Genomic DNA, 15,046 nt, shown 5'->3' with positions numbered 1-15,046 from the left:
CCTGTTCGGGATGACTCATCATGGCTGATACCCGTTACACGGCACGAAAATCCGTCGCAGACATAGTGGCCAGTGCAGATGCCGAAGGTGGCCACCGACTATCGAGGACGCTGGGCGCGACAAGCATCACGGCGATGGGCATCGGTGCCATCATCGGTGCAGGTATCTTTGTATTGACCGGTACAGCGGCGGCCCAATATGCGGGGCCGAGCATCGTGCTGTCGTTTGTGCTGGGCGGAATCGCGTGTGCGTTCGTTGGATTGTGCTATTCGGAGTTGGCCGCAATGCTGCCCGTATGCGGCAGCAGCTACACCTACACCTATGCGACGCTCGGCGAGATATTCGCCTGGATCATCGGCTGGGACCTGATTCTCGAATACGCGATGGGCGCAGCAACGGTCGCGGTCGGCTGGTCCGGATATATCGTGAGCCTGTTGCACAACGTGGGCATCGACGTTCCACCCGCCCTGTCCGCGGCGTCCGGCACCGTGGTCAAGCTGGCCGACGGCACGACAGCAACGGGCGTCGTCAACCTGCCCGCCGTCGTGATTATCGCCATTCTGACGACCTTGCTCGTCCTTGGCACCAAAGAGTCGGCGCGGCTGAACAACATCATGGTCGCGATCAAGCTAACGGTGGTTGTGGCATTCATTGCGATCGGGGCATTTTTCGTCCACCCCGCGAACTGGCATCCGTTCATTCCGGAAAACACCGGGCAATTCGGTAACTTCGGCATGAGCGGAATACTGCGCGGCTCAGCCGTCGTCTTCTTTGCTTTCATCGGTTTTGACGCGGTATCCACGGCGGCACAGGAGGCAAGAAAACCGCAGCGCGATATGCCCGTCGGCATCCTTGGATCGCTGATAATCTGCACGATCCTCTACATCCTTGTTGCTGGCGTGCTGACGGGCCTCGTGCCCTATGCAGAACTCAACGTGCCTGATCCAATTGCAAAGGGCGTAGATGCGATCGGTGTGAACTGGTTCTCTATTCTCATCAAGATCGGTGCCCTGACCGGACTGACGACGGTCATTCTCGTGCTGCTCTACGGCCAGAGTCGAATTTTCTTCACCATGTCACAGGATGGCCTGCTGCCGCAGCTGTTCGCCCGTGTCCATCCGCGCCTGCAGACACCTCACCTTAGCCAGATCATGATCGGCTCGATCGTCGCGATCGTTGCGGCATTCACGCCCATCGGCGTCCTGGGCGAGATGGTTAGCATTGGCACTTTGTTCGCCTTCGTTCTCGTTTGCAGTGCCGTCATGTATCTGCGACGCAGCGACTCCGATGCCGCCCGCCCTTTCCGCGTTCCCGGCGTGCCGATCGTGCCCGTCCTCGGCATCTTGTTCTGCCTTCTGCTCATGGCCGGACTGCCGCTGGTTACGTGGATACGACTGGTCGTCTGGCTTGTGATCGGCATGATCATTTACTGGTCATACGGCCGGAGTCATTCGAAACTTCGATTTCCTGAGCGTAGGTGAAGCAGCTCGGTGAATCGGGTTCGCTAATCCGGACTTCCAAAACACCAGGTGACCGAACAGTATCGACGGAATGTACCTGCCGCCCGGTGATGGGCCTAACGACGAGCTGAAAAACAAAAACCCCGCAGAGCCTAGACTCTGCGGGGTTCTCTCTACCACTTCTGGCGGAGACGGAGGGATTCGAACCCTCGATCCAGGTTTTGGCCCAGATGCTCCCTTAGCAGGGGAGTGCCTTCGACCTCTCGGCCACGTCTCCCAAACTTTCGGTTGCGCAGGGAGTCAGCGCAACGAAGCCAAGATAATAGCGGGCCGATCAGGGAAGGTCAATGTCTGGCGAACATTTTTTGTGCCAATTTCGTCATTGGCGACTTGATCTGTTCACATTGGCCGCTCAAAGCAAACGGGGCGCTTCTCAGCGCCCCGTTTTTCAGCAAATTACGCCTGATCCAGTTCGAACGCCTTATGCAGCGCGCGCACGGCGAGCTCCATATACTTCTCGTCGATCAATACCGAAATCTTGATTTCGGAGGTGGAGATCATCTGGATGTTGATACCCTCTTCCGACAGCGTGCGGAACATCGTGCTCGCGATACCCACATGCGAACGCATGCCGACGCCGACCACCGAGACCTTCGACACCTTCAGATCGCCCAGCACCTGCTCCGCCTGCACGTGGCCCTTCACCTGGGTCGTGAGGATGTCCATGGCGCGCTGATAGTCGCCGCGGCCCACGGTGAACGTGAAGGCCGTTTTACCTTCGACGCTCTGGTTCTGGATGATCATGTCGACGTCGATATTCGCGTCCGCCACCGGGCCGAGAATCTGATACGCGATACCCGGCTTGTCGGGCACACCCATCACGGCAATACGAGCTTCGTCGCGCTGAAACGCGATGCCCGAGATGACTGCTTTTTCCATGGTCTCGTCTTCTTCAAAAGTAATCAGGGTGCCCGACTTCATTTCGGCGTCGAGCGGGATGAGCGGATCGGTCAGGCTCGACAGCACGCGCGTCTTCACCTGATATTTGCCGGCGAATTCCACCGAACGGATCTGCAGCACCTTCGAACCCAGGCTGGCCATTTCCAGCATTTCTTCAAACGTCACGCGATCGAGTCGGCGCGCTTCTTCGACCACACGCGGGTCAGTCGTGTAGACACCGTCGACGTCCGTGTAAATCAGGCACTCGTCGGCCTTCAACGCAGCCGCGACCGCAACCGCCGACGTATCCGAACCGCCGCGGCCGAGCGTGGTGATATGGCCGTCCGGGTCGATACCCTGGAAGCCGGTGATCACCACCACCTTGCCTGCTTCGAGATCGCGCAGCACGCGCTCGCCGTCGATCTCCATGATGCGCGCTTTCGTGAACGCGCTATCCGTTTTGATCGGCACTTGCCAGCCGGCGTAGCTGACCGCGTCGACGCCGGCTTCCTGCAGCGCGATGGCCAACAGACCCGAGCTGACCTGCTCGCCGGTGGCGGCGATCATGTCGAGTTCGCGCGGGCTCGGCTGCGTGGTGATTTCTTTCGCGAGACCGAGCAGGCGGTTGGTTTCGCCGGACATTGCCGACGGCACGACCACCATCTTGTGGCCGGCCTTATGCCATTTCGCGACGCGCTTGGCGACGTTCTTGATGCGCTCGACCGAGCCCATCGAGGTGCCGCCGTATTTATGTACGATGAGTGCCATTGTCGTTCTGAACTGAAGGAGAAACCGCGCTGGCGCGCTGGAGACGACCGCACAAAAGCACAGGGGCGCAACGTCTCGTGAACGGCGGCGAAGTGTGTGGCGGCGTAGATGCAGCGCGCGTGCAGCACGCGCGGATTTGCCCGTGATTGATCGCTAATGGCTTACCGGGAATTTCGGATCACGATCGGAAAACCGACACAAGCGACGGCAAAAGCGGGCCGGGCAAACAAGTTAACGTACCCGATCGAGCGCAAAAAGACAAGCCGGAAAGGCCATGGAAAGGCGTCGAATGCCGGCTGCAAAGGCTTGTCCGGTGCGGATTGGCGCGTCGGCGCGCGATTCACCGATTGGATCACCGGGTTGTCCGACCGGTCGGTCAGGCGATCGTCAGATCCTCGCGCCAGCTGATGAGAATGCGGGGTTCGGTTGCGTTGCCGAGATCCGCGAGCGCCGCGCGGTTCACGCCGAGCAAGGGCACGAACAAAAGGTCATCGCCGAGATAGAGCAACGGCACGTCGCGTTTCCATGCCGGGATGCCGCGCTCCTGGAAGAGATTTTTCAGGGTGCGGCTCGGCGCGTTGGGCGACGCATTCACGCGCATGCGTTCGCCGCCGCGGCGGGAACGGGCAGTCAGTAGCGCGCGTTTTAGTACGCTGAGAGGGATCGTGTCGGGCTCGTAGGCGGGTGCTTGAGCGTCGAAATCGGATTTGCTGTGGGACTCGTTATGAACTCCGGCACCCAAGCGCGGAGTGGACTCGCCTTCGTGTCGAGGCGCTTCAATCCCGCCCTGCTCTACCACCGCAAACACAAACGTCCCGCGCCATTGCGGCAAACGCCAGATCGACTCGCCCTGCCACGCCAACGCACTCGTCTCACGCGCGACGAGCGCTGTCTCGTCGGCGGGCTCGCGACTATCGCCCGCCTCCCAATACACGAGCCCGCGATAACTGCGCAACGCCTGCCCCGCGTGATCGATCCGCAAGCGGTGACCATCGTCCGCCACCCCGACTTCGCGCAATTGACGCAACGCATCGCCGAGTCGCGCAGTCGATGCCGCGACGAAGCCCAGCGTACGCATCCAGTAACGCAGCAGATTGAGCGCGCGATCGTCGTCGAGTGCGAGCAGCGCGTCGTGCGACAACGCGCGGCCTTCGTCGCGCGACACCGTGTTCATGTCGACGCGCGCGAGATCGTCGAGCAAGCGCTGCGCCGACGCCGCATGCGCCGCCGTGCGCGCGAGCGCGTCGCGGAATCCGGGAAAGTGAACGGCCAGCGCGGGCGTCACCTCGTGACGCAACGCATTACGCGCGTAGCGGGTATCCGCATTGGACTCGTCGTCGATCCAGCGCAAGCCGCGCGCGCTCGCGTACTGCTCGAGCTGCGCGCGCAGCAGATGAAGCAACGGCCGCATCCGCAGCGCCACCGCGCCAGACGGCGCGTACTCCGGCGCCATCGCCGCCAGCCCCGCGAGACCCGCGCCGCGCAACAACTGCAGCAACACCGTCTCCGCCTGATCGTCCGCATGCTGCGCGAGCCACAACGCATGAACGCCGTGCGCCGCGCACATCGCATCCAGCGCGCGATAACGCGCGTCGCGCGCGGCGGCTTCGAGACTGACACCCGCATCGCGCGATACCTCGACTCGGCGCGCATCGAATTCAACGCCGCGTTCCCGCGCAAACGCTTCGCAGTGCGCGAGCCAAGCGTCGGCGTGTGCGCTCAAACCATGATGCACATGCAGCGCGATGCAACGCGACGCACCGGCCACTCGTACCGCGGCGTCGAGCAACACGCTCGAGTCCACCCCGCCGCTGAATGCAATCGCAACACGCGCGTCGCCGTGCAGTGGCAACGGCAATGGCAGTGCGGATAAACAAACGCCGACCGCCTCGAGAACGAGGCGGTCGGCGGATGAATCGGCGGTGGTGGTCACGTCGCTAGCGCGAGACGCGCTACTGGACGAAAGAAAACGCGCGCGGGCTTACGCACCCGGCGTCGTTTCCTTGAATTTGCCGTACGCCATGAGCCGATCGAAACGGCGCTGACGCAGGTCGGTGATGCTCATGCCCTGGAACTGACGCAGCGAGTCGGCGAGCGCACGGCGCAACATCGCGGCCATGCCCTTCGGATCGCGATGTGCGCCGCCGAGCGGTTCGTTGACGATCTTGTCGATCAAGCCGAGCGCCTTCAGACGATGCGCGGTCAGGCCCAGCGCTTCCGCGGCTTCCGGCGCTTTCGCGGCGCTCTTCCACAGAATCGACGCGCAGCCTTCCGGCGAGATCACCGAATAGGTCGAGAATTGCAGCATCAGCACGCTGTCGCCCACGGCGATCGCGAGCGCGCCGCCCGAACCGCCTTCACCGATGATCGTGGCGATCAGCGGCGTCTTCAGTTCGGCCATCACGTACAGATTGCGGCCGATCGCCTCGGACTGGCCGCGCTCTTCCGCGCCGATGCCGGGATAAGCGCCCGGCGTATCGATGAACGTGAAGATCGGCAGGCTGAATTTTTCGGCGAGACGCATCAGGCGTTCGGCCTTGCGATAGCCTTCCGGACGCGGCATGCCGAAGTTGCGCAGCGCGCGTTCCTTCGTGTCGCGGCCCTTCTGATGACCGATCACCATGCAGGCCTGGCCATTGAAACGTGCGAGGCCGCCGACGATCGACAGGTCGTCCGCATAGTTGCGGTCGCCGTGCAGTTCGTGGAAATCGGTGAACAGCTCGCTCACGTAGTCGAACGTGTACGGGCGCTGCGGATGACGGGCGATTTGCGAAACCTGCCACGGTGTGAGGTTCGCGTAAAGATCTTTGGTGAGCTGTTGACTCTTCTTGGACAGCCGCTCGATCTCTTCCGAAATATCGACGGCCGAATCGTCCTGCACGAAGCGCAATTCTTCGATCTTCGCTTCGAGTTCAGCGATCGGCTGTTCGAAATCCAGAAACGTGGTCTTCATTGGTTGTAATCCTTGGACTTACCGGCAGCGCGTATTCTAACCGCGCGCGCCAATGTCTAAACCCCCTCGCAACTATCAAATACGAACATTCAATAGTTTTCGAGATGGCTCGTTCTTTGGTTCAGTATTCAGTATTCGACCGGCAACGGATCGAGACTACGCCACATATACCAGGTCGCGACGGTACGCCACGGCTCCCAGTTTGCCGCGACCTCGCGCGCTTCGCTGCGCGTGACCGGCTCGCCGCTGAAATAGTTGACGCTGATCGCGCGGATCAAACCGAGATCGTCGAGCGGCAGGACGTCGGGGCGCGACAGATTGAAGATCAGGAACATCTCCGCGGTCCAGCGGCCGATGCCGCGAATCTGCGTGAGTTCGGCGATCACCGCCTCGTCTTCCATCGTCGTCCACTTGCCGACGTGCAATGCGCCCGACACGAAGTGCTGCGCGAGATCGAGCACGTATTCGGCTTTGCGCCTGGACAAACCGCACGCGGTCAGTTTCTCCTGACCGAGCTTGATGAACTGCTGCGGCACCAGCTTCGGACACGCGGCCTCGACCTTGGCCCACACCGCTTGCGCGGACGCGACCGAAATCTGCTGCCCGACCACCGAGCGCGCGAGCGTGACGAACGGATCGCCACGGCTCAGCAGATGCACCGGACCGAATTTCGGAATCAGCTTCTTCAGAATGCGATCGCGCTTGACGAGATCCGCGCACGCCTTGTCCCAATACGCGGGCCGCGTCTCTTCAGGCGTGAGACCGGCGATCTGCACCGGCACCGCGACTTCGCTCGCGCTAGTCCCTTCGCCGCCCGCACTCGACGACGCACGCGTCTTGCGCACGACTTCGCCTTCGTGACCTTCTTGCGTGACGCGCGCGAGTTCCTGCACGTCGCCCGCGAGTTCGGCAGGCAATGCGCCATTGCTCTTCGCACGCGGCGCTTTGGCGCGCTTAGCAGACGCAGACGCCGGCGCCGATGCGCCATTGAGCCCAGGCTTCGCCGCCGGCTTTTTCGCCGCACCCGATGCGATGCCCGTTGCGCTCCTGGCCGCCGCCCCACCGGCTTTCGACGATGCTTTTTTTACCGCGCCGCTACCGCTGCGAGCCGACGTTCGAGTCGACTTTGCCGCGGCTGCCGCGTTTGTCTGAGACGTGGCTCGTTTAGCCGGCGTCTTCGTGGCCGTTGCCATCCTGCCTCCTGCCTGGCGAGTCGATCAGAGGGAACTACGAGGTGCGCTCACACGCGCCGCCACTCGGTCAACCCGCCGGGTTTGTCTTCAAGTGCAACGCCGGCCTCGAGCAATTCGGCCCGGATCCGGTCTGCTGCCGCATAGTCTTTCGCCTGCTTGGCGGCCACGCGCACGGCGATCTTCGCTTCGATCGCGGCGGGCTCGAGCGCGCCTTCGGCGGCGGCGCCCGCGGCCTGCTGCAGGTATGCACGCGGCTCACGGCCGAGCAGCCCGAGCACCGCACCCAACGAGCGCAGTTGACGGGCGAGCGCAGGGTCGCGCGTGCGGTTCACTTCAGTAGCCAGTTCGAACAACACCGACACCGCGACCGGCGTGTTGAAGTCGTCGTTCATGGCGGTCTGGAAACGCTGCGCGAACGCTTCGTTCCAGTCGAGCTGGACGCTGTCGGGCGTGACGTCTTTCAACGCGGTGTACAAACGCGCGAGCGCGTTGCGAGCGTCGTCGATATGCACGTCGCTGTAGTTCAACGGCGAACGGTAGTGCGCACGCGCAATGAAAAACCGCACGACCTCGGCATCGTACTGCGCCAATACTTCGCGAATCGTAAAGAAGTTGTTCAACGACTTCGACATCTTCTCATTGTCGATCTGCACGTAGCCGTTGTGCATCCAGTAATTCACGAACGTTTGTCCGGTCGCGGCTTCACTTTGCGCGATTTCGTTTTCATGGTGCGGAAACTGCAGGTCCTGACCGCCGCCATGAATGTCGAAATGTTCGCCGAGCAACGTGCAGCCCATGGCCGAGCATTCGATATGCCAGCCGGGACGGCCGCGGCCGAATTTCGAGTCCCAACCGGTGTCGGCCGGTTCTTCCGGTTTCGCTTTTTTCCACAGCACGAAGTCGAGCGGGTCCTGCTTCGCGTCGTTCGCCGCGACACGTTCGCCCGCGCGCAGATCTTCGATCGATTTGCCCGACAGCTTGCCGTAGCCCGCGAACTTGCGCACCGCGTAGTTCACGTCGCCGTCGCTCGCCTGATAGGCGTAACCGTTCGACTCGAGCTTCTCGATCATGCCGAGCATCTGCGGAATGAAGTCGGTCGCGCGCGGTTCGATGTCGGGCCGCGCGATGCCGAGCGCGTCCGCGTCTTCATGCAACGCGGCGATGAAGCGGTCGGTCAGCGACTTGATCGTCTCGCCGTTCTCGACCGCGCGCCGGATGATCTTGTCGTCGATGTCCGTGATGTTGCGCACGTAGGTCACCTCGTAACCGAGCGTGCGCAGCCAGCGCTGCACGATGTCGAACACGACCATGACCCGCGCATGACCGACGTGACAATAGTCGTACACGGTCATCCCGCAGACGTACATTCGCACGACGCCGGGCTGCAGCGGCACGAAGTTTTGCTTGTCACGCGCGAGCGTGTTGTAGATGCGCAGTGATTCCATAGAGAACGGTGCGTGGGCCGAAAGAAATCCGCAATGTGTTTCATGCGCGCCGCGCCCCGCGAACTGACGGCGGGGGCGTCGCGTACAGCAAAACCGGTGCAGCGGGTGCGGCGGTCAGGCTGCGATCAAGGCGGAGACGACCACGAGTGGCGAAAAGACAGTTTGCGGTTCGACGGAACGCGCAGACCTTTTGTTAGAATGGGTCGGAGTATAACATCCAGACCTGAGCCTATGAAACCTTCCAGCGGCCGCGCGAGTAGCGCTGCGACCCTCGCCGCGACAGCCTTTGGTGGCGTCGTGCGCGGCATGTCCCGTGGCGTTGTCCGTGACTCCACGCGTGCCCTCGCCTTGCGCGTCACCCTCGCTGCCGCGCTGGCGGTTGTGCCGGGCGCCGCCGCGTTCGCGCAGAAGGCGTCGACGTTACCGCAAGGCCCCGCGGTGCGCGACAACACGCCGGAAATCGACACCACGATCGCGCAGAAAAACTGGCAGGCCGCGCTGACCCAGCTCGACGCGCGCATCGCGTCGAACCCGCGCGACGCGCAGGCCAAATTCAAGCGCGCCACGGTGCTGGCCCACCTGAATCGCGACGAAGAGGCGATCACCGCCTTCACCGAACTCACGCAGTTGTACCCCGAGCTGCCCGAGCCGTATAACAACCTGGCGGCGCTCTACGCGAAGCAAGGCCGTTATACGGAAGCACGCGCCGCGCTCGAAACGGCAACCAAGGTGAATCCCGGCTACGGTCTCGCCTACGAGAACCTCGGCGACCTCTATCTGCGCATGGCCAATGAGGCCTACCGTCGCGCGCAAAGTCTGGGCAAGGCGAGCGCCACGACCACGCAGCGCCTCGCGGACATCCAGAAGATCGTCTCGCCGCCGCAGACCAAAACGCCCGCCGTGAAAAAGGCGGCCGTCGCGCCGGACGATTACACGGCCCGCGCCACCTCGAACATGACCGACACGTCCAGCTTCCAGTTCGGCGGCTCGAACGGCTCGCTCGCCATGCCGCCCTACATGGCGCCGTCGAAGTAACGCCACGCTGTTTTCGGCACATCGTTTTTTCCAACCCTGAGGATCTTCATGAAATGGTTGATGTTGGCGCTCGGCAGCGCCGCCCTGATCGCAAACGCCCCCGCCTTTGCCCAGTCCGGTTCGCAAGCCACGCATCCGTCCGTCCTCTTCAAGACGTCGGAAGGCGACATCCGCGTCGAGTTGTATCCTGAGAAAGCGCCGAAGACGGTCGCCAACTTCCTCGACTATGTGAAGTCCGGCCAGTACAGCGGCACGATTTTCCATCGCGTGATTCGCGGCTTCATGATTCAGGGTGGCGGCTACACGCAGAGCTTCGCCGAGAAGCCGACGCGCGCGCCGATTCCGCTCGAAAGCCGTAACGGTCTGAAGAACGCCGCCGGCACGCTCGCCATGGCGCGCACCAGCGATCCGAATTCGGCCACCGCGCAATTCTTCATCAACACGGTGGACAACGCCGGCCTCGACTATCCGAATCCGGACGGCAATGGCTACGCGGTGTTCGGCAAGGTCACGAGCGGCATGGACGTCGTGAAGAAGATCGAAGGCACGCCCACCACCTCGCGCGGCCCGATGAGCGACGTGCCGGCCAAGGCCGTCGTGATCGAGTCGGCTACGGTGGTCGGCAAGTAACGCAATTGACAGCAATCAACAGCAAGTAACAATCAGCAGCAGGCGCTCAATCTACGCCCCGGCGCGGACCGCCGTCATCGCATCACGTGACGGGCGGCCGCGCTTTTTACCCACCTCGTTCATCAAAGGATTCCATCATGGTTGAACTGCATACGAACCACGGCGTCATCAAGCTCGAACTGGACGCTGAGAAGGCGCCGAAGTCGGTTGAGAACTTCCTCAACTACGTGAAGGCCGGTCACTACGACAACACGGTGTTCCACCGCGTGATCGACGGCTTCATGATCCAGGGCGGCGGTTTCGAACCCGGCATGAAGCAGAAGCCGACCGCGGATGCGATCGACAACGAAGCCAACAACGGCCTGAAGAACGTCAACGGTTCGGTTGCGATGGCACGCACGAACGACCCGCATTCGGCGACCGCGCAATTCTTCATCAACGTGAACGACAACGACTTCCTGAACCACTCGTCGCCGACGCCGCAGGGCTGGGGCTACGCCGTGTTCGGCAAGGTCGTCGACGGTCTGGACATTATCGAGAAGATTAAGAAGGTCAAGACGGGTTCGAAGGGCTTCCATCAGGACGTGCCGGTCGACGACGTCGTGATCGAAAAGGCTGTGATCGTCGACTAAGCGGCCATGGCGCGCCCCACGCGCGCCGTGCACGCGTCGACTCGTTCGAACTGATATCAGGCACCTTCAATGCTGCAAGAAACGCCGCTGCGAAGCGTCGCCGCGGGCGTGCCTGGCGAGGGCAAACGCCCGCACGCCGCACGCCCGTTTTTTTTCCTCTCCGACATTCACTTGAGCGAGGCGATTCCGCACACGGTCGCCGCGTTCGAGCATTTCATCCGCGTCACCGCGGAGCAGGCGGATTCGGTTTTCATTCTCGGCGATCTGTTCGAGTACTGGATCGGCGACGACATGCTCGTCGAGCCGTTCGCCGGCCGCATGGCGGCGCTGCTGCACACGCTGTCGGAGCGCGGCATCGCGCTCTACATCATGCATGGCAATCGCGATTTTCTGCTGGGCAAGCGCTTCATGAAAGCGGCCGGGGCGATCTGGCTGCCCGATCCGTTCGTGATCACCGCGTTCGGCACCCGCGTCGTGCTCGCGCACGGCGACGGGCTGTGTACCGCTGATCCTGGCTATCAGGCGTTCCGCCGCTTTGCGCGCAGTCGCTTCGCGCAGTTTCTGTTTCTGGCGTGGCCGTTTCGCTGGCGTCAGGCGCTCGCGGAAAACATGCGCTCGAAGAGCGAGCAAGGACGCTCGCGACCGGTCTCGCCGAAGTACGACGTGACGTCGAAGGCGATTGCGGCGCTCTTCAAATCGTCGAAGACGGCGACCCTTATTCACGGCCACACGCACCGGCCGGCGCGGCACCGCGAAGCTGCGGGCACACGCTGGGTGCTGCCGGATTGGGATCTCGACCACGGCGAGCGCCGTGGTGGTTATCTGCGGATCGATGCCGAAGGGATTCGGGCGCTGCCGCTGGATTGATGTGGGCGGCTCAGCGCTCCGCTGACGCTGCTGTTTCCACCTTCCCCGCGATCGCGGCCGACAAACGCCGCAAATCGAGCAACGCCGCGTCGGCGCCTTGCAGCCCTTCCAGACTCGTGCCCAGCCGCTCCAACGCACCGACGATTTCGTCGATGCGTTTCGACTGCGTGGCCGCATGATCGATCAGCCCGTGAATAGCAAGCGACACCGGATCGTCCGCATTCGGCGTGATGCCGTAGGCGCAGAACGCACTGCTTGCGCTCGCGCGTTTCGCTTCCTGCGGCTCGACTCCGGCCGCATCGCCTGGCGCCCCGCCGGACGCGCCTGCCGAAGCCACCGCGGCCGCCGCCGGTATGATGATCCGCGCCGGATTACCCACCGCCGTCCCCCGCGCGGGCACCGGTTTGGTAACCACCGCGTTCGAACCGATCTTAGCTTCCGCACCGATCGTGAAACCGCCCAGCACCTTCGCCCCCGCGCCGACGATCACACCGCGCTCAAGCGTCGGATGCCGTTTCGCGCCGCGCGTAAGCGACGTGCCGCCGAGCGTCACGCCCTGGTAGATCGTGCAGTCGTCGCCGATCTGCGCCGTTTCGCCGATCACCACGCCCATCCCGTGATCGATGAACACGCGCCGCCCCACCGTCGCGCCCGGATGAATTTCGATGCCGGTCATGAAGCGCGCCATCTGCGACACGAAGCGCGCGAGCCAGCGGCGCCGCGCCTGCCAGCACGCATGCGCGAGCCGGTGCAGCACGAGCGCGTGCAGGCCCGGGTAACACGTGATGACTTCCCAGGCGCTGCGGGCGGCGGGATCGCGCTCGCGGATCGTGGCAATGTCTTCGCGAAGTCTCGTGAACATGGCAGGGATGGTGTCGTGGGAGGAAAGATCGCCAGCAGAACGCCGGTGTGGAACATCACACGCGACGGCATGCTTGCCGCATAGCAGATTGGCAGCTTTGCTTAGAACGTTTCGAGCGATTGTAGGGCGATTGCGCGAAACCTGCCGGAAGCCCACGCTGCCGGCAAGGTCGTCGATCGCGACGCGCGGCTTTACGCGGCCTTAAGAAGCGTCGCCGTCCCGGTGGCGCGTTTTCTGCAGAATGTGCTTGGCGATGCCACGCACGATATTCACTTCCTCGCGCTCCAGACCGGAACGCGCGAACAGCCGGCGCAAGCGCGACATCAGCTTCTTCGGATTGGCCGGATCGAGAAACTCGAGCGCGACCAGCGCGCTTTCCAGATGCGTGAACATGCTCTCGATTTCGTCGCTGGCCGCGCGGGGTTCGGCTGGGTCGCCCTGCGCCGCGGATCCTTGCGCGGCCGTCTGCATCGCCGTGGACGCCGCGCTGTCCGTCGACAGATACGCCGTACGCAACTCATACGCCAGCACCTGCACGGCCTGCGCGAGATTGAGCGAGCTGTAGGCCGGATTGGCCGGAATATGCACCAGCGCGCTGCAGCGCTCGACGTCCTCGTTCGACAGGCCCGCGCGCTCGTTGCCGAACACCAGCGCGATCTCGCCGTGCGCCGCCTGTTCGCGCGCGACGCCGGCCGCAGCGCGCGGCGCGCCTTGCGGCGGCCCGTATTCGCGCAGCCGCGCCGTCAGCGCGACCGACCAGTGCACGCCGCTCAGTGCGTCGGCGAGCGTATGCACGACGTGCGCGGAGGCCAGCACGTCGTCCGCGCCGCTCGCCATGGCGATCGCTTCCGGATCGTTTTGCACGTTCGGCACGCGCGGCGACACCAGCACGAGGCGCGAGAAGCCCATGGTTTTCAACGCGCGCGCCGCCGCGCCGACATTGCCCGGATGACTCGGCTCGACGAGCACGAAACGGGTCGAGGTGAAGCCGCCGCGCAACTCGGCCACGGCAGGATCGGAGGAATGGTGGGTGTGGTCCACGATGGCGTTCTGCAAGACTAAAGACGCGTATGGTAGCGCCAAGCCCGGCAGCGGTCCGATTTACCTGTAAATACGGGCAAACCATGCCTCGCCGCCCGGACTCAGGCGAAACTCAGGTAAAATACTGAGATTCGCGTCCGGTTTTCGTCTGTCTACGAAAGACACCGAAAGGTCCGGCGCCTCGTTCTTATCCAATTCGTCTCCGTCGGCGGAATGCGCACCGGTCCTGTACCGGGCGAGCGTTCCGTGCTGTTTTCGCGCCTCGCAGGCGCCCTGTCAGCGCAGGTTTAGCGCTTATTTACCGGCCAGCAGCCGTGCTGCCCCGGCACAAGGATCCAGTCTCATGCATCCCATGCTCAACATTGCTGTGAAGGCCGCGCGCCGCGCAGCCCAGATCATCAACCGCGCGTCGCTCGACCTCGATCTGCTTCAGGTCAGCAAGAAACAGCACAACGATTTCGTCACGGAGGTCGACAAAGCGTCTGAAGCGGCGATCATCGACACGCTGAAGACCGCCTACCCCGATCACGCGATCCTCGCCGAAGAATCCGGCAAGTCGGATAACGAATCCGAATATCAGTGGATCATCGATCCGCTCGACGGCACCACCAACTTTATTCACGGTTTCCCGTACTACTGCGTGTCGATCGCGCTCGCCCACAAGGGCGTCGTGTCGCAGGCCGTGGTCTACGATCCGACCCGCAACGACCTCTTCACCGCCTCGCGCGGCCGTGGCGCGTTCCTGAACGACCGCCGTATCCGCGTCGCCAAGCGCGACCGTCTCGCCGACGGCCTGATCGGCACGGGCTTCCCGTTCCGCGAAACCGACGGCCTCGCCGCCTACGGCCGCCAGTTCGCTGAAATGACCGAAGCCTGCGCCGGCCTGCGCCGTCCGGGCGCGGCTGCGCTCGATCTGGCGAACGTCGCCGCCGGCCGCATGGACGGTTTCTTCGAGCAAGGCCTGAATCCGTGGGACGTCGCCGCGGGCAGCCTGCTGATCACGGAATCGGGCGGCCTGGTGGGCAACTACACGGGCGACTCGGACTTCCTGCACATCGGCGAAATCGTCGCGGGCAACCCGAAGATTTACGCGCAGATGATCCCGATCCTGTCGCGCTATAGCCGTACCCGTCAGCAAGCGGGCTGAGCGAGACACGGCTGCGATCTGGTGTGAAGGCTGAAGCCGGAACCGCCAGATTCACGTGCCGGATTCACGTGCCA

General features: G+C 63.1%; 13 protein-coding genes and 1 tRNA gene. 6 read left to right on the top strand and 8 right to left on the bottom strand.

What is annotated here, in order from left to right; genetic code table 11:
• Positions 1-20: 20 nt before the first annotated feature.
• Positions 21-1,481, top strand: coding sequence for an amino acid permease (locus GGD40_RS21005; RefSeq protein WP_179744783.1), 1,461 nt, complete (start codon positions 21-23; stop codon positions 1,479-1,481).
• 162 nt (positions 1,482-1,643) lie between these two features.
• Here GGD40_RS21005 and GGD40_RS21000 read toward each other — a convergent pair.
• The 6 genes from GGD40_RS21000 to cysS all read right to left on the bottom strand — a co-directional run bounded on the left by GGD40_RS21000 (position 1,644) and on the right by cysS (position 8,758).
• Positions 1,644-1,737: transfer RNA gene (locus GGD40_RS21000), tRNA-Ser, on the bottom strand.
• Positions 1,738-1,916: 179 nt separating this feature from the next.
• Positions 1,917-3,167: an aspartate kinase gene (locus tag GGD40_RS20995; protein ID WP_179703891.1), complete on the bottom strand. Its 1,251-nt coding sequence runs from the start codon at positions 3,165-3,167 to the stop codon at positions 1,917-1,919.
• A gap of 376 nt (positions 3,168-3,543) precedes the next feature.
• Entirely contained in the window at positions 3,544-5,100 is a 1,557-nt protein-coding gene (gene tilS / locus GGD40_RS20990) for a tRNA lysidine(34) synthetase TilS (protein WP_179744782.1), read from the bottom strand.
• A 48-nt stretch (positions 5,101-5,148) separates the two neighbouring features.
• Positions 5,149-6,120 carry an acetyl-CoA carboxylase carboxyltransferase subunit alpha gene (locus GGD40_RS20985; RefSeq protein ID WP_179703889.1) on the bottom strand — a complete coding sequence of 324 codons (972 nt, stop codon included), beginning with the start codon at positions 6,118-6,120 and terminating at the stop codon, positions 5,149-5,151.
• Positions 6,121-6,248: 128 nt separating this feature from the next.
• Positions 6,249-7,313: a DNA-3-methyladenine glycosylase family protein gene (locus GGD40_RS20980; protein ID WP_179744781.1), complete on the bottom strand. Its 1,065-nt coding sequence runs from the start codon at positions 7,311-7,313 to the stop codon at positions 6,249-6,251.
• A 47-nt stretch (positions 7,314-7,360) separates the two neighbouring features.
• Positions 7,361-8,758: a cysteine--tRNA ligase gene (gene cysS / locus GGD40_RS20975; RefSeq protein WP_179744780.1), complete on the bottom strand. Its 1,398-nt coding sequence runs from the start codon at positions 8,756-8,758 to the stop codon at positions 7,361-7,363.
• Between the two features lie 231 nt (positions 8,759-8,989).
• On the opposite strand from cysS, the gene GGD40_RS20970 reads away from it, so the two are divergent.
• The 4 genes from GGD40_RS20970 (at position 8,990) to GGD40_RS20955 (ending at position 11,922) form a co-directional block, all read left to right on the top strand.
• Positions 8,990-9,793, top strand: a complete 804-nt coding sequence (locus tag GGD40_RS20970; protein ID WP_179744779.1) for a tetratricopeptide repeat protein — start codon at positions 8,990-8,992, stop codon at positions 9,791-9,793.
• 48 nt (positions 9,794-9,841) lie between these two features.
• On the top strand, positions 9,842-10,423 hold the full coding sequence (locus tag GGD40_RS20965) for a peptidylprolyl isomerase (RefSeq protein ID WP_035546312.1): 582 nt from the start codon (positions 9,842-9,844) through the stop codon (positions 10,421-10,423).
• 137 nt (positions 10,424-10,560) lie between these two features.
• Complete coding sequence (locus GGD40_RS20960) at positions 10,561-11,055, top strand: peptidylprolyl isomerase (protein ID WP_179703885.1); 495 nt, start codon at positions 10,561-10,563, stop codon at positions 11,053-11,055.
• A 69-nt stretch (positions 11,056-11,124) separates the two neighbouring features.
• Positions 11,125-11,922 (top strand): UDP-2,3-diacylglucosamine diphosphatase, encoded by a 798-nt coding sequence (locus GGD40_RS20955; protein ID WP_179703884.1) that lies wholly within the window; start codon positions 11,125-11,127, stop codon positions 11,920-11,922.
• 10 nt (positions 11,923-11,932) lie between these two features.
• Here GGD40_RS20955 and cysE read toward each other — a convergent pair whose 3' ends face one another.
• Positions 11,933-12,784: a serine O-acetyltransferase gene (cysE, locus tag GGD40_RS20950; RefSeq protein ID WP_179744778.1), complete on the bottom strand. Its 852-nt coding sequence runs from the start codon at positions 12,782-12,784 to the stop codon at positions 11,933-11,935.
• 201 nt (positions 12,785-12,985) lie between these two features.
• On the bottom strand, positions 12,986-13,825 hold the full coding sequence (locus tag GGD40_RS20945; RefSeq protein WP_179744777.1) for an RNA methyltransferase: 840 nt from the start codon (positions 13,823-13,825) through the stop codon (positions 12,986-12,988).
• 343 nt (positions 13,826-14,168) lie between these two features.
• Here GGD40_RS20945 and GGD40_RS20940 point away from each other — a divergent pair, with 343 nt between their 5' ends.
• Positions 14,169-14,972 (top strand): inositol monophosphatase family protein, encoded by an 804-nt coding sequence (locus GGD40_RS20940; protein WP_179744776.1) that lies wholly within the window; start codon positions 14,169-14,171, stop codon positions 14,970-14,972.
• Positions 14,973-15,046: the final 74 nt, after the last annotated feature.

This window comes from Paraburkholderia bryophila, from assembly GCF_013409255.1.
GTDB lineage: Bacteria > Pseudomonadota > Gammaproteobacteria > Burkholderiales > Burkholderiaceae > Paraburkholderia.
The sequence above is the reverse complement of the archived record's forward strand: the minus strand, read 5'-3'. Positions and strand labels throughout refer to the sequence as shown.